Origin of the sequence: Symbiobacterium thermophilum IAM 14863 (assembly GCF_000009905.1) — a bacterium.
Lineage (GTDB): Bacteria > Bacillota > Sulfobacillia > Symbiobacteriales > Symbiobacteriaceae > Symbiobacterium > Symbiobacterium thermophilum.
In genome coordinates, this window is record NC_006177.1 from 1,699,885 (window position 1) to 1,719,877 (window position 19,993).

General features: G+C 69.8%; 17 protein-coding genes. 13 read left to right on the forward strand and 4 right to left on the reverse strand.

Going from position 1 to position 19,993, the window contains the following annotated elements:
* Window positions 1–731: 731 nt before the first annotated feature.
* Together STH_RS07885 and STH_RS07890 are read left to right on the forward strand one after the other, a co-directional pair.
* Window positions 732–2,186, forward strand: coding sequence for a menaquinone biosynthesis decarboxylase (locus STH_RS07885; RefSeq protein ID WP_011195693.1), 1,455 nt, complete (start codon window positions 732–734; stop codon window positions 2,184–2,186).
* A gap of 69 nt (window positions 2,187–2,255) precedes the next feature.
* Window positions 2,256–3,161: a 4-hydroxybenzoate octaprenyltransferase gene (locus tag STH_RS07890; protein ID WP_043713785.1), complete on the forward strand. Its 906-nt coding sequence runs from the start codon at window positions 2,256–2,258 to the stop codon at window positions 3,159–3,161.
* 269 nt (window positions 3,162–3,430) lie between these two features.
* Here STH_RS07890 and STH_RS07895 read toward each other — a convergent pair whose 3' ends face one another.
* A complete protein-coding gene (locus STH_RS07895; RefSeq protein ID WP_050742172.1) occupies window positions 3,431–3,940 on the reverse strand; it encodes a hypothetical protein in 510 nt (169 codons plus the stop codon).
* A gap of 164 nt (window positions 3,941–4,104) precedes the next feature.
* On the opposite strand from STH_RS07895, the gene STH_RS07900 reads away from it, so the two are divergent.
* Window positions 4,105–5,439, forward strand: coding sequence for a LysM peptidoglycan-binding domain-containing protein (locus STH_RS07900; RefSeq protein ID WP_242654605.1), 1,335 nt, complete (start codon window positions 4,105–4,107; stop codon window positions 5,437–5,439).
* A 732-nt stretch (window positions 5,440–6,171) separates the two neighbouring features.
* Here STH_RS07900 and STH_RS07905 read toward each other — a convergent pair.
* The 3 genes from STH_RS07905 to STH_RS17135 all read right to left on the reverse strand — a co-directional run bounded on the left by STH_RS07905 (window position 6,172) and on the right by STH_RS17135 (window position 9,727).
* Window positions 6,172–6,957 carry a serine hydrolase gene (locus STH_RS07905; RefSeq protein WP_011195697.1) on the reverse strand — a complete coding sequence of 262 codons (786 nt, stop codon included), beginning with the start codon at window positions 6,955–6,957 and terminating at the stop codon, window positions 6,172–6,174.
* A gap of 84 nt (window positions 6,958–7,041) precedes the next feature.
* Window positions 7,042–8,076 (reverse strand): DUF3048 domain-containing protein, encoded by a 1,035-nt coding sequence (locus tag STH_RS17130; RefSeq protein WP_050742173.1) that lies wholly within the window; start codon window positions 8,074–8,076, stop codon window positions 7,042–7,044.
* Between the two features lie 76 nt (window positions 8,077–8,152).
* Entirely contained in the window at window positions 8,153–9,727 is a 1,575-nt protein-coding gene (locus tag STH_RS17135; protein ID WP_050742174.1) for a hypothetical protein, read from the reverse strand.
* 209 nt (window positions 9,728–9,936) lie between these two features.
* Between STH_RS17135 and STH_RS07925 the strand changes: the two genes are divergently transcribed.
* The 10 genes from STH_RS07925 (at window position 9,937) to STH_RS07970 (ending at window position 19,953) form a co-directional block, all read left to right on the forward strand.
* Entirely contained in the window at window positions 9,937–11,076 is a 1,140-nt protein-coding gene (locus STH_RS07925; protein WP_043715299.1) for an acyl-CoA dehydrogenase, read from the forward strand.
* Window positions 11,077–11,161: 85 nt separating this feature from the next.
* On the forward strand, window positions 11,162–11,368 hold the full coding sequence (locus STH_RS07930; protein WP_011195701.1) for an acetyl-CoA carboxylase biotin carboxyl carrier protein subunit: 207 nt from the start codon (window positions 11,162–11,164) through the stop codon (window positions 11,366–11,368).
* Between the two features lie 107 nt (window positions 11,369–11,475).
* Window positions 11,476–11,742 carry a hypothetical protein gene (locus STH_RS07935; RefSeq protein WP_043713791.1) on the forward strand — a complete coding sequence of 89 codons (267 nt, stop codon included), beginning with the start codon at window positions 11,476–11,478 and terminating at the stop codon, window positions 11,740–11,742.
* 1 nt (window position 11,743) lies between these two features.
* Window positions 11,744–13,111, forward strand: coding sequence for an acyclic terpene utilization AtuA family protein (locus STH_RS07940; RefSeq protein ID WP_011195703.1), 1,368 nt, complete (start codon window positions 11,744–11,746; stop codon window positions 13,109–13,111).
* A gap of 3 nt (window positions 13,112–13,114) precedes the next feature.
* On the forward strand, window positions 13,115–13,438 hold the full coding sequence (locus STH_RS07945; RefSeq protein WP_011195704.1) for an AtuA-related protein: 324 nt from the start codon (window positions 13,115–13,117) through the stop codon (window positions 13,436–13,438).
* A 6-nt stretch (window positions 13,439–13,444) separates the two neighbouring features.
* Window positions 13,445–14,230 carry a prenyltransferase/squalene oxidase repeat-containing protein gene (locus STH_RS07950; protein ID WP_011195705.1) on the forward strand — a complete coding sequence of 262 codons (786 nt, stop codon included), beginning with the start codon at window positions 13,445–13,447 and terminating at the stop codon, window positions 14,228–14,230.
* Window positions 14,231–14,431: 201 nt separating this feature from the next.
* A complete protein-coding gene (locus STH_RS07955) occupies window positions 14,432–15,202 on the forward strand; it encodes an enoyl-CoA hydratase-related protein (RefSeq protein WP_011195706.1) in 771 nt (256 codons plus the stop codon).
* A 188-nt stretch (window positions 15,203–15,390) separates the two neighbouring features.
* On the forward strand, window positions 15,391–16,356 hold the full coding sequence (locus STH_RS07960; RefSeq protein ID WP_011195707.1) for a hypothetical protein: 966 nt from the start codon (window positions 15,391–15,393) through the stop codon (window positions 16,354–16,356).
* Window positions 16,357–17,192: 836 nt separating this feature from the next.
* The gene (locus STH_RS07965) at window positions 17,193–18,719 is read left to right on the forward strand and encodes an acyl-CoA carboxylase subunit beta (protein ID WP_011195708.1); all 1,527 of its coding nucleotides are present in this window, start codon (window positions 17,193–17,195) and stop codon (window positions 18,717–18,719) included.
* Between the two features lie 178 nt (window positions 18,720–18,897).
* Window positions 18,898–19,953, forward strand: coding sequence for a DUF4349 domain-containing protein (locus tag STH_RS07970; protein ID WP_043713796.1), 1,056 nt, complete (start codon window positions 18,898–18,900; stop codon window positions 19,951–19,953).
* Window positions 19,954–19,993: the final 40 nt, after the last annotated feature.

Consider the following 19,993-nt stretch of genomic DNA (forward strand, 5'->3'; position numbering starts at 1 on the left):
CGATGGGGAGCAATGGGCCAAGAACACGACCGCAGTGACGGCAGTCAAGCTGAGGAGGAGCCACTTGCCTCGGGTCCGTTTCCGCACGACTCTGCCTCCTTTCTGCTGACGGCGATTAGGGGAAGCCGCGCAAGGGTGACGCTTCGGCCTCTTTGACGGCTCCGCATACGATCCCGGTGCGACTCCTCTGTGCCGGGTCCGTCGGCTGTTCCGGGCGGGGCATGTCCGGGCCTGCGACGGGATGGCCGCAGAACCGAGCCTGCGGAGGAGGTGGTGCCGGCATCCGGGCACAGGGGTTCGCCGGCTCTGAGGATGGGTACGGGACTGGACCTGCTGCTCAGGATTTGAGACTGGCCGAGAGTTCGGCGGGACAAGCATTCCGCCGTCCGCCCCGCGACCGGGGCGGCGCCCCGGCGGTGTCAAGTTGTGCGCATTTCAGGCGCAGATGATCCGACACCGGTCTCCGGGACTGCGCATGTCCGGTTTGCGTTCACTGTCTGCGACTCGCCGGAGGCTCCGGCGCACCGGAGCTACAGGGTGCGGGCCGCGCTGCGCACGCCCGGTCGGAGGTCTCCATCCGTGAGCAGTTCAGGGCTGAACTGTCTCCGTCCGCGGCTGCCAACCTGTGTCCGGGAACGGACAGCCTGCACCAGCCGCGTTGACGGAGCCCGCCACAGCGACTAAACTGGATGGCGATTTGCGCCAAGGTTCAGATGAGGGGTTGAAGCCGCGTGGCATTTCGCGACCTTCACGAGTTCATCGCCGCCTGTGAACAGAGGGGATGGCTGAAGCGCATCAAGGCGCCGGTGAGCCCGTACCTGGAAATCGCCGAGATCACCGACCGGGTCTCGAAGATGCCGGGCGGGGGTCCGGCGTTGTTGTTCGAGAACGTGGAGGGCTCCCGCTTTCCGGTGCTGACCAACACCCTGGGTTCCATGGAGCGCATCTGCCTGGCCCTGGGCGTGAACCACCTGGACGAAATCGGCCAGCGCATCCGGGACCTGCTCAAACTGCCGACCTCCGGAGGAGGCCTGCTGGACAAGCTGGGGCAGGGCATGAAGTTGCTGGACGTGGCCCGGTCCACGGCCCCCCGGCTCGTCAACCGGGCGCCGTGCCAGGAGGTGGTCCTCACCGGCGACGACGTCGATCTGTACAAGCTTCCGATCCTCACCACGTGGCCGAAGGACGGCGGCCCGTTCATCACCCTGACCAACGTCATCACCCGCGACCCGGTGACCGGCGGCCGCAACATCGGCATGTACCGGATGCAGGTCTACGACCGGCGCACGACCGGGATGCACTGGCACAAGCACAAGGACGGGCAGCGCCACTTCGACGCCTATCAGGGCACCCGCATGCCGGTGGCGGTCGCCCTGGGTGGCGACCCGGCGACCATCTACAGCGGCAGTGCACCGCTGCCCCCGGTGATTCCCGAGCTGATGTTCGCGGGTTTCCTGCGGGGCGAGCCCGTGGAGTTGGTGAAGTGCAAGACCATCGACCTCGAGGTCCCGGCGCACGCCGACTTCATCCTGGAGGGCTACGTGGACACCGCCGAGCCCCTCCGGCCGGAGGGCCCCTTCGGCGACCACACCGGGTTCTACAGCCCCGTGGACCCGTACCCCGTCTTCCATGTCACGGCCATCACCCATCGCAGGGATGCGATCTACCCGGCGACGGTGGTGGGCAAGCCGCCCCAGGAGGACGCGTACCTGGGCAAGGCGACGGAACGCATTTTCCTGCCCCTCTTGCAGCTCTTCATGCCCGAGATCATCGACTACAACATGCCGGTGGAGGGCGGGTTCCACAACTGCGTTCTGGTCAAGATCAAGAAGCGGTATCCGGGCCATGCCCGCAAAGTGGTGCACGGTCTCTGGGGCCTGGGGCTCATGATGCTGTCCAAGTGCATCATCGTCGTGGATGAGCACATCGACCTCAACAACTACAGCGAGGTCTTCTGGTACGTGTCGGGGAACATCGATCCCAAGCGGGACATCTTCTTTGCAGAGGGCCCCGTGGACGACCTCGACCACGCCGCGCCCGTGTGGCGCTACGGGTCGAAGATGGGCATTGATGCCACGCGCAAGTGGCCGGAGGAGGGCCACCCCCGCCCGTGGCCGGAGGAGATCGAGATGTCGCCCGAGGTGAAGGAGCGGGTCACCGCCCGCTGGAAGGAATATGGCTTCTAACGGGATGGCAGCCGATTGCTTGATCCGAGGGAGCCAGGCTGCCTGTTCGGGGAAGGGGCGGCTGATGCCGTGATCACCGTTCTGAAGCGGGTCAAGACGTTCGCCGAGTTGGTCAAGTGCGAGCACACCGTCCTGAACTTGCCCTTCGCGTACCTGGGGGCGTTCCTGGCGGCTGAAGGGTGGCCCACATGGCGGGAGCTGTTCTGGATCACGGTGGCCATGGTTGGGGCCCGGACCGCCGCCATGGGGATGAACCGCCTGTTCGACGAAGAGATCGACCGCAGGACGCCCCGCACCGCCACGCGCCATCTGCCGGCCGGGAAGATCCGCAGAGGCGAGGTGTGGGCCTACGTCGGCGTAGCGCTGGTGCTGCTGCTCCTGGCCGCGGTCAACCTGCACCCCCTGGCGGTCAAACTCTTCCCGTTGGCCGTACTCACGTTCACCATCTACCCGTTCACCAAACGGTTCACCTGGCTGTGTCATGTATGGCTGGGCCTCAGCGTGTCGTGGGGCGCCTTTGGCGCTTTCGTGGCCGTGCGCGGCTCCGTCGGGACCGAGATCCTGATTCTTGTCGGGCTCATCACGCTGTGGAACGCCGGGTTTGACATCATCTACGGCACCCAGGACCTCGAGGCGGACCGCATCAACGGGGTGCACTCCATCCCGGCCCGATTCGGCCTCGCTGCGGCGCTGCGGATCGCAAGGGCACTGCACCTGGGCGTGGTGCTGCTCGCGGGCGCGCTGGGCATCGCGGCCGGGCTGCTCCCGGCCTCACCCTGGCCGGTGACGGCGTGGCCGACCGCCTCGTGGCTGTATCTGGCGGCCTGGGTCCTGGTTGCCGGGTTGCTGCACTACGAGCACAGCATCATCTCGCCGGCGGACATGAGCCGGGTGGACACCGCCTTCTTCAACGTCAACGGATACCTCAGCGTGGCTTTCTCGGTGCTGACCATCGCTGCGCTGGTTCTCCGGTGATGTTCGGGTCCTGACCGGCCGTGGACCCCGGCCCCGCAGGGGCTGCACGCGGATCGTGCCCCGGGCCTGGCCGGGGGCCGGCGAGTGGGGCGTGACCCTACCCGGACCAGGGAACCGGCGTGGAGCGCGTCGCGGGAGCGGCCCCTAGGCCGGCGGCGTGGAGCGATTGCCGGACCGTACCTGGGGCGGGAGAGTGGAGTGCGCCCCGGTGCAGACGCTACCCGGAGGCAGCAGCAAGTCCCCGTCGCGACCGACGGGGACTTGCGCTGTCATTGCGCGGGCTGCTCGAACCAGCGGACGCCGGTCCGTCCTAGGGCAGCCACCAGTCCCAGGGCGATTCCCCCGTCCACGCAATGGTGGATGGCCGTGCCCACCAGGGTGATCAGGGCCATGCTCAGGTTTCCGCCCAGGAGCCAGACCACCGCCGCCTCGACGACGGCGTGGACGGGCAGGGCGATGAGCATCACCAGCCAGAGGGGCATGCCCCGGTTCCAGGCGATGTTGCCCACCCAGGCGAACAGGGCGTGCGACAGGGCTCGTGCGCCGATGGGCGGGCCGACGAAAATGGTGAATCCCAGCGCTGAGCCGATGCCCACTCCGATGGCGGCAAAGGGCCCCATGAGCATCGCCAGCATGCTGGGCACATGTGACATCAAGGTGGCGGTGAAGAACGGCGGAATGGTGATCCGCAGGAAGGTGAACACGATGGGGATCATGAGGGCCAGGGCAGTGAGAATGCCTGTGGCAGCGAGATCCCCGATACCGATGCGGCGCCGCACGGGACCCACCCTTTCTGTACCGTGTCGACCGGGTTCTTATGGACATAGTATTTAGCACTATTAGGCGGTTGTGTCAAAGGGCCGGAGCGACGCTGGGACCCCCTTCCTGCCGGTCGCATAGTATCTAAGCGACACCGGAAAGGAGGGGCTCAGGCTTGTCCTACGTGGTCCGGCCCGGCGACACGCTCTGGGCCATCGCCCGCCGGCTGGGCGTCAGCCTGCCGCAGCTCATCGCTGCGAACCCGGGGCTGCAGAACCCGAACCTGATCTATGCCGGGCAGCGGCTGACGGTCCCGATGGCCGGCCAGTACGTCGTCCAGCAGGGCGATACCTTTTACCGCATCGCCCAGCGCTACCGCATCAGCGTCGAGGCGCTGGCGGCCGCGAACCCCCAGGTCGAGGATCCGAATGTCATCCGGCCGGGGATGGTTCTGTACATCCCCGCACGGCCTCCGCTTCAGTACATCGTCCAGCCGGGCGACACCCTCTGGCAGATCGCCCAGGCTTACGGCACCACGGTGGCGGCGTTGCTGCAGGCGAACCCCGGGGTCAACCCGTACCAGCTGCGCATCGGGCAGCCGCTCACCATTCCGGCGGCGTCCGACGGCGAGACCATCGTCGTGCCCAGGGAGGACTATGGGTACGACGAGATGATGGCCGACCTGGCGCGGTTGCAGCAGCGCTATCCCTTCATAGAAGTCCGTTCGATCGGCCGCAGCGTGCTGGGCCGGGACATCCCCGTCGTGCGACTCGGCACAGGGCCCAAGGAAGTCCACTACAACGCGGCGATCCACGGGGAGGAGTGGATCACCGCTGTGCTGATGATGAAGTTCATCGAGGTATACGCCAGGGCCCGGGAGCGAGGCGAGCGCATCGGGAACTTTGACGTGCCCGCACTGTGGGAGCAGACCTCGCTCTTTGTGGTCCCCATGGTGAACCCGGACGGCGTGGAGATCTCCCAGGAGGGGGTCAGCCGGGACAATCCCTACTATGACCTGCTTCTGCAGGCCAACGGCGGGTCCACCAACTTCCGCACCTGGGCGGCCAACGCCCGGGGGGTTGACCTCAACAACCAGTTCCCGGCCGACTGGGAGAGGGAGGCGGCCCGGGGACCGCGGAGCCCTGCGCCTCGAAACTACTCGGGCACGGGCCCGTTGACCGAGCCCGAGGCCATCGCCCTGGCCGAGTTCACGCGCGCCCACGATTTCCGGCTGGTGATCGCCTGGCACAGCCAGGGCGAGGAGATCTACTGGGGCTACGAGGGGCTGGAGCCACCGGAGTCGGAGCAGATCACCAAGCTGTTCGTGGACATCTCGGGCTACCGGCCCGTCCGCTACCTGCAGAGCTGGGCCGGGTACAAGGACTGGTTCATCCAGGACTGGCGGCGCCCAGGCTTCACCCTTGAGGTGGGGCGCGGGGTGAACCCGCTGCCGATGAGCCAGTTCTGGCCGATCTGGAGCCGTACCATCGGCGTGATGTTGGCAGGGCTGGCGGTATGATCGCCGGCCCTGCGGCGTTGTGGGTGCCTGGAGCGACGCCGGTGCGTGGGTCCACCTGTCCTCACTCGTGGTGGTCCGGGGTGGGGCGGAGGTTCTGCCCACGGGCTGAGACTCGGCCGGAGGTGCATGGGCGAGGGGCTGCGTGGTGCAGCCGGCGTGGTGCCTAGCTTTGCGGCGCTCTCAAACCGTGGGCGGTTCAGGATTGCAAAGTTTGGACTGCACGGGAGGGATAGCGATGCCAGGGCCCGCACCGGGGCCGCGGGGTGGGACGGAGGTTCTGCCCACGGAATGAGACTTGCCAGGAGCTGCACGGGAGAGGGGACGCGTGGCGCAGCCGGCGTGGTGCCTAGCTTTGCGGCGCTCTCAAACCGTGGGCGCTTCAGGATTGCAAAGTTTGGACTGCACGGGAAGGGTAGGAACGCCCGGGCCCGCGCGGGGGGCGCGGGGTGGGGCGGAGGTTCTGCCCACGGGCTGAGACTGGCGGGAGGCGCGTGGGCGAGGGGCTGCGTGGCGCAGCCGGCGTGGTGCCTAGCTTTGCGGCGCTCTCAAACCGTGGGCGGTTGGTCCGTAGCGCACGGACCACCGGCTCTCCCAGACTGCGGGATGTTGTGGAGTCCAGGACCGGGTCAGCGTAGGCGCCAACAAGATCCGCCCTCCCCCGGTTGCGGGCCGGGGGAGGGCGGCGCACAAATTCGGGTTGCCAGGATCACACAACAGGTGGGAGAAGGCTGATTATCCCGGTCGGGTGAGCGAGTCCATGTACCAGTACACGGCCTCGGCGATGCGGGCGATGGCTTCCTCGGCCTGCGCCTCCGTCATCCCCTTGGTGAACACCGAGATGGCGAAAGAGCGGTCCGGGGCATAGACCAGTCCGACGTCGTGGAACTCGTCGTCCCGGCTGCCGATCTTGGTGGCCACCACCGCCGATTCCGGAAGATATCGCGGGATGCGCCTGCGGAAGACCGCCTCTTCCATCCACCGGAGCAGCATGCGGGTCGACGCCGGCGAGAGGCCGGACCGGCCGGAGTCCAGGGCGATCAGCACCTGATTCATGCCGTAGGGGGTGACCGGGGTCTCCAGCGGGTCGTACGCCGGGGCCACGCCCAGGGACAGCATGTAATTGCGGATGGTCCCGCTGCCGATGAACCGCTCCAGCATGTTGCGGGCGATGTTGTCCGAGACCGTGATCGTGAGCTCCAGCAGCCGTCGGACGGAGACCTCGTCTCCGGGCTGGATCGTGGCCTGCAGGATGCCGGTCCCCGCCTGGTAGTCCTCGGGCTGGTAGGCGATGGTCTGGTCCAGGCTGATCCGCCGCCGGTCAGCCAGCCAGAGGACGGCCATGGCGATGGGCACCTTGATGGTGCTCGCAGCGTAGAACTCCGCCATCGGGTTGAGGCCGGCCGAGCGGCCCGTCGCCAGGTCGGTCACGTAGACGCCGATGGTGCCGGGCAGGTCGCTGACGACCCTCTCCAGGATGGCCGTCAGGTCCTCCGGCCGGAACGGTCTGAGTCTCGGCATGCGCTCCATCCCTCCGTCCGCCAGGTCGCGTCACAGCAGTATACGCCGGCGGGGCGGGACGATGGCGGCTACTGGATGGTGAAGTCAGACTCGTCGGTGATCAGGTGCACCCAGGTGAGCCCGGGCGCCAGGAGGGGGCAGCTGGCCGCCTTCCGGCGGGTAGAGGACGAATCCGCCGGGCTCCAGCCGCCACGTGCCCTCGTACCGGTGGCCCGCCACCAGCACGGTCGCCGGGCCCCCGTCCCACAGGTAGAGGGTCCAGCCGAGGTCGACCCCACGGTTGACGCCGCCCACCCCCAGGAAGAGCAGGTTGACCGCCGTGATGGGCCGGCCTTCCTCGTCGGTGTGCAGGACGCCGTCGGTGTAGCGCACGTAGCGCCCGTCCTCCCAGACCCAGCGGGCCTCGTTGAGCCGGTGCCAGAAGACGTCCACGGCCGTGTGATCACCGACCGTGGGTACCGCGGCGGACCGCGCCGTGGTCGGGACGGAGGTCATGTCGATGCCGCGGTCGACGATCGCCTGCCCCAGCAGATCGGTGCTGGTGTAGAGGTTGTGCGGCGGCTCACGGTCCCCGGTGCGGTAGAAGTAACCCCCGGCGGTGTAGATCTCGTCGAGGTTGCGCGGCCCCCACGCCGCCCGGAGCATGGCCAGGGCCTCGGCGCTGCCGCCGGAGTGGGCGAAGGGGGTGTTGTAGGCGTCAGCCATGTCGACGAACCCCTGGCGGGCGCTGCGCACCGGCCCGATTTTGTCGGCGGGCTTGGTCCAGAAGAGCGTGAAGAAGCGGGTGATCTCGGCCTCGGTCAACGTCTCCACCACGAGGTCCGCCTGGTTCACCCCGGCCTGCGGGCGGGCGCCGGGCGAGTTCTCCACCACGACGGAGACCGGCCCGCCCCAGAGCGTGGCAGCGGAGGGCGCCAGCAGGTAGACCGGATCCGTCGTCAGCGTCGGTTCCACCGGCTCCGGCTCGGGTTCGGGCACGTGCACGGACTCGGAGACCGGGGGCTTTTCCGTGCTTTGACCGGGTGTCTCCGGTGTCGTCGGCTCCGTGGGAGTCGCGGTTCGGGTCCCGCATCCGGCCAGCAGCAGCACGATCAGGACGATGGGCAGGTAGCGTCTCATCAAATCACCCCGAGGGGTGATTCAAGGCAGAATGCTCATTCCCCTGCGGGTAGTCGCTGGCATTGACAGTTCAGACTTAGAGTCTCGGGTCGTAGGTGCCGATGAGGACCTGCGGCGCGGGATGGCCGGTGGAGGTGGCGACGGAGCGGTCCTCCGCGGTGATCAGGATGGTATCGCTGCGGTTGAGCGGCAGGCCGTCGGCCTCGAAGCGGAAGTTCTCACCCCAGACGCGCTCGCAGTACCCTGCCGGGGTGCGCATCTGGGTCTTCTGGTTGACCAGCCAGACGCGGTAGGCATTGAAGGGGCGTCCGCTCTTGCCGTCTCGCCCGAGCGCCGTCGGGCTGGGCAGGCCGCGCAGCGAAAGGGTCAGGTGGCCGCGGCGCAGGTTGAGGGTCGCCGTGCCCGTGGCGCGCGGGGTCATCGGATGGCGCTGCACGAGCTGGACCTGCACGGCCAGGGGATTGACGTACCGGGGTGCCGGTTGCGACTGGGACGTGGCCTCCTCCTGAGCGGAGGCGTCAGCGGGCGCCTGGTCCTGGTCCGTCGTGCCGGTTGCGCCGGTCGAGTGCGTCTGGTCTCCTGAAGCGTGTACGCCCTCCTGCGCCGGGACGTCTGCGACAGCGCCCGCGGCCGACTGGGCAGGAGCGGAGCCGCTGTCCGCGACGATGGGAGCGGTTTCCCACGTGTCGGGGTCGCCAGGGGAACCCCGCAGACCGCTTTCACCTTCCGCCGCGAAGGGCTCTGCCCGGGCCGGAACCGATTCGGTGGCGGGCAGACCGGGTGCGTTTCCGACGGATGTGCCGTCGGGCTGATCGGTGAGAGTGGTGGTGCCGGGGGATGGAACGACGTCAGCGGAGGCAGTCGTGCCGGCGGGCGGATCGGCCACGACGGAGACGTGCGTGCCCGCGGGCTCATCGGCTACGGCGGAGGCGGTCGTACCGGCCGGCTGATCCGAGATGAAGGGGCCGGCCGTGCGGCCGGGCTGACCGGTGCCGGAGGCGGAAGAGCTGCCGGCGGTCGACCCTGACGACCAGGCCGGAGCCACAGGCCCCCGCCCGGTCGCCGCCGATGGCCCCGCCGCAGGCTGCGCCCACGGGGTCGCCATTCCAGCCGTCGGTTGCTGCGCAACTATGGTCGGCGCTCCCGTGGCCGGTTGCTGCGCAACCGCGGTCGCCGCTCCCGCGGTGGGCTGCTGCGAAACCGTCGTCGCCATGCCCGTCACAGGCCGCGGCTCGGCGGCTGCGTCCAGCCAGATGAGCCTTCCCTCCAGAACGGCGATGCCCCCGTCGGCCGTGCCGCCGAAGGGCTCCACGGTCACCCGTACCAGTTCCGCCCGCCCGGGCCGGAGGTGCGACGCGGCGACGACGCGGGTGGCGCTGCCCCTGCCGTCCGGGCCCACGTTGAACGCCCCCAGGCTCACCACGCCGGCGGGGCCCACGAGCCAGCCTTCATAGTAGAAGCCCCCTTGGCCGGAGCGGTCGGTCAGGGTGCGGCCGTTCTCCACGAACAGCGTGACCCGGCTGAAGTTTGCATCGCCGGTCACCAGGCAAAACCCTTCCATAGCCTTGCCGTCCTGATGGCGGTGGGACCGGGCCGGTCGGAGTTCGGTCAACCTGGCGACCGCCAGGCCGGATGCCGGAGTGATTGCCATGGCGATTCCCTCCCGTTCACTCACTTCCAGATGACCTTATGCGGACCGGCTCCCGGTCATGTGATGTGACGTTTTTCAGCCGATGGTTCATATTTTGTCACACGCGGCAGGAATCTGTTGTGTGGAATGCGAATAAGCGCACAGTACACACAAAGGGGACGGTTCTGTCGCGTGCAGCGCGTGGGGAAGGAAGGGGCGGAGGGATGAGCCTGAACTTCGACCTGAGCCCGGAGCAGGAGATGATCCGCAGACTGGCCCGCGAGTTTGCCGAGGGCGAGGTCGCCCCCGGTGCGGCCGAACGGGACAAGACCGGGCGGTTCCCGGTGGAACTGGTGCGCAAGATGGGTGAGCTGGGGCTGATGGGGATCCCCTTCCCCGAGAAGTACGGGGGCACCGGCGGAGACACGGTGTCCTACGTCCTGGCGGTCGAGGAGATCAGCCGAGTGGACGGTTCGCTGGGGATCACCCTGGCCGCGCACTGCTCCATCGGCATGGGGCCCGTGTACTCCTTCGGGACGGAAGAACAGAAACGGCGCTGGCTGCCGGGGGCGGCGCGGGGCGAGTACCTGGCGTCCTTCGGGCTGACGGAGCCCGGTGCGGGGTCCGACGCTGCCGCCACCAAGACCACGGCGGTCCGGGACGGCGACGGGTGGGTGCTGAACGGCTCGAAGGTCTTCATCACCAACGCCAACTACTGCGGCTACATCGTCTGTACCGCGGTCACCCGGCCGGGCCAGGGGCATCGGGGCATCAGCGCCTTCATCGTGCCCAACCCGACCCCGGGCTTCACCATCGGACCGGCCTACGAGAAGATGGGGCTGCGGTCGTCCGATACCCGGCCGCTGTTCTTCGACAACGTGAGGCTTCCGGCCGATGCCTTGCTGGGCCGGGAGGGCGAGGGGTTCCGCCAGTTCATGGCGACGCTGGACGGCGGCCGGATCTCGATCGGCGCCATGGCGGTGGGCATCGCCCAGGGGGCCCTGGATGCGGCCCTGGCGTACGCCAAGCAGCGGGTCCAGTTCGGCCAGTCCATCTCCAAGTTCCAGGCGATCCAGTTCAAGCTGGCCGACATGGCGATGGAGATCGAGCTGGCCCGGAACATGGTGCTGAAAGCGGCCTGGCTGAAGGACCAGGGCCGTCCGTTCACCCGGGAGGCGGCGATGGCAAAGCTCTTCGCCTCGGAGACGGCGGTCCGGGCGGCCAACCAGGCGATCCAGATCCACGGCGGGGCCGGTTACATGGAGGATCTGCCGGTTTCCCGCTTCTGGCGGGATGCGAAGCTCACCGAGATCGGCGAGGGCACCAGCGAGATTCAGCGGCTGGTCATCGCCCGGCAGCTGGGGTGCTGAGCCGTGCCTACGCGGCGGAGCGGGCCCGCATTCGAGCCCGGATGGACCGGTGCGCGGAGGAATCCCACGACAAGGAGGAATTGCAATGATCAGGGCAAGCATGGCGGGGACGGTCTGGAAGGTGCTGGTCAAGCCGGGGGATGCGGTGGTCCCCGGCCAGGACGTGGTCATCCTGGAGTCGATGAAGATGGAGATCCCCATCACCGCCGAGGTGGGCGGCACCGTGACGGCGGTGAAGGTGGGCGAAGGTGACTTCGTCAACGAGGGCGACGTGGTGGTGGAACTGGGCTGACGGCGGTGGTCCCTGTCGGAAGGGTCTTCGCAAGGGGCTCCGGCTGGTTGCCGCGCACCCGCGTTCCGGCAGGCCCGGGCAGAGCCGTGGGGAGGGTTGGGCCCCTTGTGATCTGGTTGGTCGTGGGCGGAGTGATCGGGATCGTGCTGATCGCGGTGCCGCAGCCGCTTAACGTGGCCCCGGGTTTCGGCCTCCTGCTCGGCGTGCGGATGCACACCTCCGCCCTGCTGGAGCAACTGCTGGGGCGGGTGGAGGGGAGGCGGCGCGAACCCGTCCGGCCCGATCCCGATACCCTGCTGGAGCGGCTGGCCAGGGCCCGTCTGGCACCGCGGAGGAAGGACCGGATCAGGCGCAAGGCACAGGGGGGGAGATAGCGTGCGCACCGTTCGCATCGGCGCCGGGCAGGGGTTTTACGGGGACTCGCTCCTGCCGGTGCTGGACGTGGCCCGGTACGGCGACGTGAAGTACATCAGCTTCGACACACTGGCCGAGCTGACGCTGGCCATCCTGGAGAAGGGCCGGCGCAAGGATCCGACAGGCGGGTACACCCGGGACGTGGTCCCGATGATGCGCAACCTGCTGCCCATCGCGAAGGAGAAGGGCATCCGGCTGATCACCAACGCCGGCGGCATCAACCCGCGGGGCGCCGCCCGCGCGGTGGCCGAGGTCGCCCGGGAGCTGGGGCTCTCGGTGAGGATTGCGTGCGTCACCGGTGACGACATCTACGACCGGCTGGATGAGCTGGAGGCCCGGGGGGTTACCTTCGCCGACAAGGAGACGGGACAGGCGCTGGGCGACGTGCGGGACCGGGTGCTCTTCGCCTCGGTCTACCTGGGGGCCCGGGTGGTCGCCGACGCCCTGGCCACCGGGGCGGACGTGGTCATCACAGGCCGCACCACCGACACGGCGCAGTTCCTGGGTCCCCTGATCCACGAGTTCGGGTGGGCTCCGGACGACTGGGACCGGCTGGCCCAGGGGATCGTGCTCGGCCACCTGATGGAGTGCTCCGGCCAGGTCACCGGCGGCAACTACCAGGTGGGGTGGGAGGACATCCCGGACCTGCACCGCATCGGGTTTCCCATCGCCGAGGTCAGCGAGGACGGCACGTTCATCCTCACCAAAGCCCCGGGCACCGGCGGCCGGGTGGACCTGAAGAGCGTGAAGGAGCAGTTCCTGTACGAGATCCACGATCCCACCAGCTACGTCACCCCGGACGTGGTCTGCGACCTGACCACCACCCGGCTGGAGCAGGTCGGCGAGAACCGCGTGCGGGTGAGCGGCACGAAAGGCCGTCCCGCGCCGCCCACCCTGAAGGCGCTGCTGGGGTACGCCGACGGCTGGATGGGGGAAGGCTACATCTCGTTCAGCTGGCCCAAGGCGTACAGCAAGGCGAAGCGGGCGGCGCAGATCATCCGGGCGCGGCTGGAGATGCAGGGGGTAAAGCCCGAAGAGATCCACGAGGAGTACATCGGCATCAACTCGCTCTGGGGCGCCCTGGCCCCCGAGCCGGTGGATGAGGACCAGATCAACGAGGTCCGGCTGCGCATTGCCATCCGCACCCGGAACAAGAAGGACTGCGAGATCCTGGCCCGGGAGTTTCCGCCGCTGCTCCTCTCCGGACCGCCCACCGCCTCGGCGGTGGCAGGCACGCCCCAGCCCCGGGAGCTGATGGGGCTCTGGTCGACGCTCATCCCCCGGGAGCTGATCGAACCCTACGTGAAGATCGAGGTCGAGGAGGTGTGACCGGTGGCCAGGCGGATCCGGCTGATCGACATCTGCCACGCCCGCTCGGGCGACAAGGGCGACGCCTCGGACATCTCGCTCTTCGCCAACGACGACGCGGCGTGGGAGATCATCCGCAAACACGTGACGAAGGAGCGGGTCGCCGAGTACTTCAGCCCCGTCGCCACCGGGCCGGTGGAGCGGTGGGAGGTGCCCAACGTCCAGGCGTTGAAATTCGTGGTACACGGCGCCCTGGGCGGTGGCGCCCCGCGGTCGCTGCGCAGCGACAACCTGGGCAAGACCTTTGCCGCCGCCCTGCTGCGCATGGAGATCACGGTAGAGGAGTAATTCTTCGTGGCACTTCCGCAGATCGACGTGGCGCGGGCGAAGGCCTTCGTCATGGCGCACGGTTCCGCAGTGGACGTCACGCGCCTGGAGGGGATCCTGGGCCGGGACCAGCCCGACAGGTCGGTGGTCAGGACCCTGGAAGAACGGCAGAACCCGGACGGCGGGTTCCCGGTGGATGCCCCCGGGGCTTCGTCGGTGGTCGCCACCTGCACCCTGATTCAGTGGCTGCGGGACATCCCGCCCCTGGCCGGCGCGCCGATGGCCGGGCGGGCCGTCTCATTCGTGCGCCGGTCCCAGCAGGTGGACGGGTCCTGGATCGACCCGGGGACGACCGGGGCGGCGGCGCAGGCGTACATGACCGCCCGGGCCGTCTACACCCTCCTGGTGGCGGAGCCCGACCACCCGGACCCCATCGCCCGCGGCGCCCGGTGGCTGCGGGGCGCGCTGGAGGACGGGACCGACCAGGCGGACACGGAGACGCTCATCCTGGCGGCGGCGATCTGGAGCCGGCCGCCGGGGGGCGGTCCGGGGGATGCCCTGGCGGACGCGGCGTACGCGTCCCTGCGGGATCGCGCGCTGTCTCCCCGGGAGCTGGCCCTGTGGCTCACCACCTTCGTCGACCTGGGGCTGGCGGCGCGCCACCTGGGCCTGGCGGTCGGTCTCCTGGACCGGCTGGCCGGCCTGCAGCAGCCCGACGGCGGCTGGCCGGCGGAGGACGGCGGCCGGGTGGACGCCACGCTGGGCGCGCTGCGGGCCTTCCGCGGCTTCGGGCTGATCGGGCCGGCCTTCTGAACGCCCGGCGGCGCCATGGGGAGGCGGGGCGGCAGGGGGTGCCGGTGGGACGTCGCCGACACGGGAGGTCTCCCTGCGTGGACGATCGGGGATGGATGGCCTGGCCCGCACCGAGCTGCGGCTCCGCTACCGGGGAGCGCCGCCACGGGACGGGCGGCAGACCAGGGGGGAATCCTGCGGTGATGGGGAGGAGTCGTTCGGATGGAGAAGGTCATCCTGACCCGTGAGGGCCATGTCGCCTGGCTCGCCCTGAACAACCCCGACCGGCACAACGCGCTGTCGCGCCAGGTGGTCCGGGATCTGCAGGAGGCGGCCCACCAGCTCGCGGTCGACCGGTCGGTGCGGGCGGTGGTCGTGCACGGCGGCGTCTCCAAATCCTTCTGCAGCGGCGCGGACCTGAAGGAGCGGCAGGGGATGGACGAGCCCGCGGTGCTGGACACGGTGCATGCGCTGCGGTCGGCGGTGAACAGCGTCGCCCAGCTGCCCATGCCGGTGATCGCCGCCATCCACGGCATGGCCTTCGGCGGCGGGTTCGAGCTGGCCCTGGCCTGCGATATCCGGATCGCCGCAGAGGACGCCCAGATGGGCCTCACCGAGGTCGGGTGGGGCATCATCCCCGGGGCCGGCGGCTGTGCGCGGCTGCCCGCGCTGATCGGTCCGGCGAGGGCCAAGGAGCTGATCTTCACCGCCCGCCGCCTCGCCGCCGGGGAGGCGCTCGCCCTGGGGCTGGTGAACCGGGTAGTCGGGCGGGAGGAGCTGCTGGACGCCGCCCGGGCCCTCGCGGAAGAGATTGCCCGGCAGGCGCCGCTGGCGGTGCGGGCCGCGAAGCGGGCCATTGATGCCGGCCCTGGCCTCGCCGGAGCGCTGGCCGCCGAGTGGGAGGCGTATCGGTCCATCGTGCCGACCCGGGACCGGCTGGAGGGGCTGCGCGCCTTTGCCGAGCGGCGGCCGCCGGAGTTCCGCGGCGAGTAGCCGGCGGCCAGGGGCGCGGCCGGCCGTCCCCTGGGCGTGGCCGGTCATACCCCGAGTGCGGTCAGTCCGCCAGGGGACGGTTCGTTCCCGGCCCGGACCGAAAAGGGTGTGCGCCCCAGGCTGTGCGGGCGCCCCCGCCGATCGACGCAACGAGATGGTGCAGTACATGCAGAAGCGGAGGGAGCACCGTGTTGCTGACCGACGTCGCCTTGATGGAGCACCGAATCACTCTGGTGGGCGCGCTGGGCGGCCTCCTGGCCCACGCCGGGCGCAGGCTGGAGCCCTGGTACCTGGCGGGCGTCACCGGCCACGCCTTCCGGCTCACGCTGGACCTGGTGATCTCGCCCTCCGCGCCCCACGAACTCAACTTTCACGAGGTCTTCCCGCTCTGGGAGCGGCTGGGCGTCTGGTTCAAGCGGGTCGCCGCTCGCCCCCGCGACCCCGGCTACGCAGACGTGCGGGCCGAGGTCATCGAGCGGGTGGTGCAGGCCGTGCAGCGGGGGCGGCCGGCGATCGTGTACGACCTGCTCGGTTGCGAGGAGTACGGCCTGGTGGTGGGCGTGGAGGGCGACCGGTGGGCCTGCCTGACGCCCGGGGCCCCGACGGAGCCGCAGTGGATGGAGGTGGCCTCCTGGCCGCCGGCTGACCACGCGGCCTTTACCCGGGCGGAGGTCATCGCGCTGCTGGACCTGACCCCCGACTTCGACCGGCGGGCCGCCGAGGTGGCCTCGCTCCGCTTTGCCGTGGACCACTTCTGGGCCCCGGCGTCCCGGGACATGTGGCTGCAGCACGGCCGCCAGGCCTACCAGTTCTGGCGCACGACCCTGGCGGCCACCGGCATGCCGCTGCACGGGCCGGAGCCGGGGCGTGGCCACAGCTACAACCTGGCGGTGCTGCACGCGGCCCGCAGCGACGCTGCCGCCTACCTGGCCGACCTGGCGGGCCGGTACCCGGAGGCGGATGCGCTGCAGCGGGCGGTCGGCGCCTATCGGCGCGTGGCGGACGCCCTGGCGGAGGCATCGGCGCTGGCGCCGTATCCGGGGGCACCGCTGGCGGAGCGCCGCGCAGAGGTGGCGGCTTGCCTGGATCGGGCGCTGGCGGCGGAGACGGAGGGGATCGAAGCCATCGAGCGGGCCCTGCGGGCGCTGCGGTAGAGTGCCGGGGAGATTGCCCCGTACGGGGCCGCATACCCCGGCATCCAGGAGCTGTGTCAGCATAGGGGCAGGACCGAGCCGGGGCGGACAGCCGATCGTTCGGGAGGGCTTCGTCGGGGTGCCGCACCCGCGTTCCGGGCTGGCTTCGTGGCGGCGCGGCACCCGCGTTCCGGGCTGGCTTCGTCGGGGGTGCCGCGCCCGGATGTCGGGTGGGCTGCGCCGGGGCGCGGTACCCGCATTCCGGGTTGGCTTCGTCCAGGCGCTAGCACCCGCATTCCGGGTTGGTTTCGTCCGGTCGCCAGCGCCCGCGTTCCGGGTTGACTTCGCCCAGGCGCTAGCACCCACATTCCGGGTTGGTTTCGTCCGGTCGCCAGCGCCCGCGTTCCGGGTTGACTTCGTCCAGGCGCTGGACCCGCGTTCCGGGTTGACTTCGCCCAGGCGCTAGCACCCACATTCCGGGTTGGCTTCGTCCAGGCGCTAGCACCCGCATTCCGGGTTGGCTTCGCCCAGGCGCTAGCACCCACATTCCGGGTTGGCTTCGCCCAGGCGCTAGCACCCGCATTCCGGGTTGGCTTCGTCCGGTCGCCAGCACCCGCATTCCGGGGTGGCTTCGTCCAGGCGCTAGCACCCACATTCCGGGTTGACCTCGCCCAGGCGCTGGACCCACGTTCAGGGTTAACTTCGTCCGGGCTCTGCACCCGGGTCTCGGATGAGCTGGGGCGCTGCGCCCGCTCGGCGGCGGCGATGAGGCCGGGCGCGACACAGGGGGTTGGCAGGGCTTCGGCCGGGCAGCGTTCCGCTGGGGAGAGGAGAATCGGCAGAGGGGGGAGAGGGCGATGAGCCTGGATGCTGAGCTGAAGGCGCGGGAGGCGCGCATCAAGCAGGGAGGCGCGCCCAAGTACCACGAGCAGGCGCGGGCGAAGGGGAAGCTTTTCGCCCGGGAGCGGATTCGGCTTCTGCTGGACGATGGCTCCTTGGTGGAGGACGGCCTGTTCGCCAACTGTGAGGCCCCGGATCTGCCGGCGGACGGCGTGGTCACCGGGCTGGGGCGGATCGACGGGCGGCCGGTGGCCGTCATGGCCAACGACTCCACCGTGAAGGCGGGTTCGTGGGGGGCCCGCACGGTGGAGAAGATCCTGCGGATCCAGGAGACCGCCGAGCGGCTGCGCATCCCCATCTTCTACCTGGTGGACTCCGCGGGGGCGCGCATCACCGATCAGGTGGAGATGTTCCCCGGCCGCCGCCACGCCGGCCGCATCTTCTACAACGAGGTGCGGCTCAGCGGGCTCGTCCCGCAGATCTGCCTGCTCTTCGGGCCCAGCGCGGCGGGCGGCGCCTACATCCCGGCGTTCTGCGACGTGGTCTTCATGGTCCGGGGCAACGCCTCCATGTACCTGGGTTCGCCCCGCATGGCGGAGATGGTGATCGGCGAGAAGGTGACCCTGGAGGAGATGGGCGGCGCCGAGATGCACACCGCCGTCTCCGGCTGCGGCGACGTGCTCTGCGAGACGGAGGAGGAGGCCATCCAGCTCGCCCGCCGCTACCTGAGCTATTTCCCGCAGCGCACCGGCGAGCGGCCCGCCCCGGCGCCGCCGGCGGAGCCGAAAACCGGCCGGCCGCTGGCGGAGATCGTGCCGGTGAACCAGAACGCCGCCTTCGACATGTATGAGCTCATCGACCGGATCATCGACGAGGGCTCCTGGTTTGAGATCAAGAAGCGGTTCGCCCCGGAACTCATCACCGGGCTGGCCCGGATCGGGGGGCGCGTGGTGGGGATCGTGGCCAACCAGCCCCGGGTGAAGGGCGGCGTGCTCTTCGTGGACTCGGCCGACAAGGCCGCCCGGTTCATCTGGCTCTGCGACGCCTTCGAGATCCCGCTCCTCTTCCTGGCCGACGTGCCGGGCTTCATGATCGGCACCAAGGTGGAGCGGCAGGGCATCATCCGGCACGGCGCCAAGTTCATCGCCGCGGTCAGCGAGGCGTCGGTGCCCAAGATCTGCCTGGTGGTGCGCAAGGCCTACGGCGCCGGCCTCTACGCCATGGCGGGGCCCGCGTTCGAGCCGGACTGCACCCTGGCCCTGCCCACCGCCTCGATCGCGGTCATGGGCCCGGAGGCGGCGGTCAACGCCGTCTACGCGAACAAGATCGCGGAGCTGCCGCCGGAGGAGCGGCCGGCGTACGTGGCACGGCTCCGGGAGGAGTACCAGAAGGACATCGACATCTACCGGCTCGCGTCGGAGCTGATCGTCGACGGGATCATCCCCTTCGAGCGGGTCCGGGAGGAGCTGCTGGCCCGGTTCGCCCTCTACGAGACGAGGCAGCAGAACTGGCCGGCGAAGAAGCGCCCGGTGACGCCGGTGTAGCCGGAAGCGGCAAGAAGCGGAGGCGGTGCGCAGGGGGTGCGCACCGCCTCCGCGTCGGGGAGGGTTCACGCTCCGCATGGATCCGGGAGCGGCCGCGGCGGGCGGGAGTGGAACCGGACCCCTGCGCGGACCGTCTATCGGGCAGGACGCCTGTGCGCACAGAGAGGGGTTGCACCGGATGAACGACAGAAAGAGAACCGTGTGGCTCGCGCTCCTGGTGGTCCTGTCCCTGATCCTGGGCGGCTGCGGCGGCGCTCCCCAGAGTGCGGCCCGGGACAGCGGCGGCCCGGGCGGCCGCAGCGGCAGTGCCAGTTCGCCCAGCCCGGCCCCGGCGGCGGAGGTTCCGGCGGGTACGCCCTGGGCGGGCAGCGTCAGCTTCCTGGATACGGCGGAGAATCCCGGCGACGAGGCCGCTGCCCCGACAGCGGATCGGAAGATCATCCAGAATGCCGAAGTCGAGCTGAGCGTCCGGGACGTGGACGAGGCCCTGACTTCGATCACCGACGCCCTGACGCGGTCGGGGGGCTACGTCCAGGAAAACCGGGTGACGGGCACCCGCGAGCAGGGGCGCCGGGTGGCGATGACGCTGCGGGTGCCGGCCGGCAACTTCGGCCCGTTGCTGGACCTGCTCCGGGAGCTGGGCGAGGTACAGAGCCTCCGCCAGTGGACCAACGACGTCACCGAGGAGTACCTGGACCTGGAGGCGCGCATCGAGACCGGCGAGGCCCACCTGGCGCAGCTCAACAGGCTGTACGAACGGAGCGGCACGATCTCTGAGATGATCGAGCTGGAGCGGGAGATCGCCCGGGTGACCGCCGAGCTGGAGTCGCTGAAGGGCCGGTACAACTTCCTGGCGAACCAGGTGGCGTTCAGCACCGTGAGCGTCTTCATGTACGAGCCTGGCGTGCCGGCGCCGGCCCGCAGCCCGCAGAGCCTGGGCGAGCGGATGCGGGACAGCTTCCTGTTTTCGTGGAACGCCACCATCCACTTCGCGGAGGGGCTCCTGGTAGCCCTCGTCGGCCTGATCCCCGGCCTGCTCTTCCTGGCCGTCCTGGTCGGCATCGTCGGCGGCGTGATCTGGCTGATCGTGCGGGTCCGGCGTGGCCGGGGAGGCCCGCCGGGCGGCGGGAGCCGGGGTGAGCCGGCGGCCCGTCCGCTGTACTCCCCGCCGGGGGCCGACACCGCCGGAGACCGACCCGGCGGCGGAGCGGGCGCGGGCCAGGCGGAAGGGTAAGCGGCCGGGGAGATGAACGGAGGCCGTCTGCCAGGCGGAC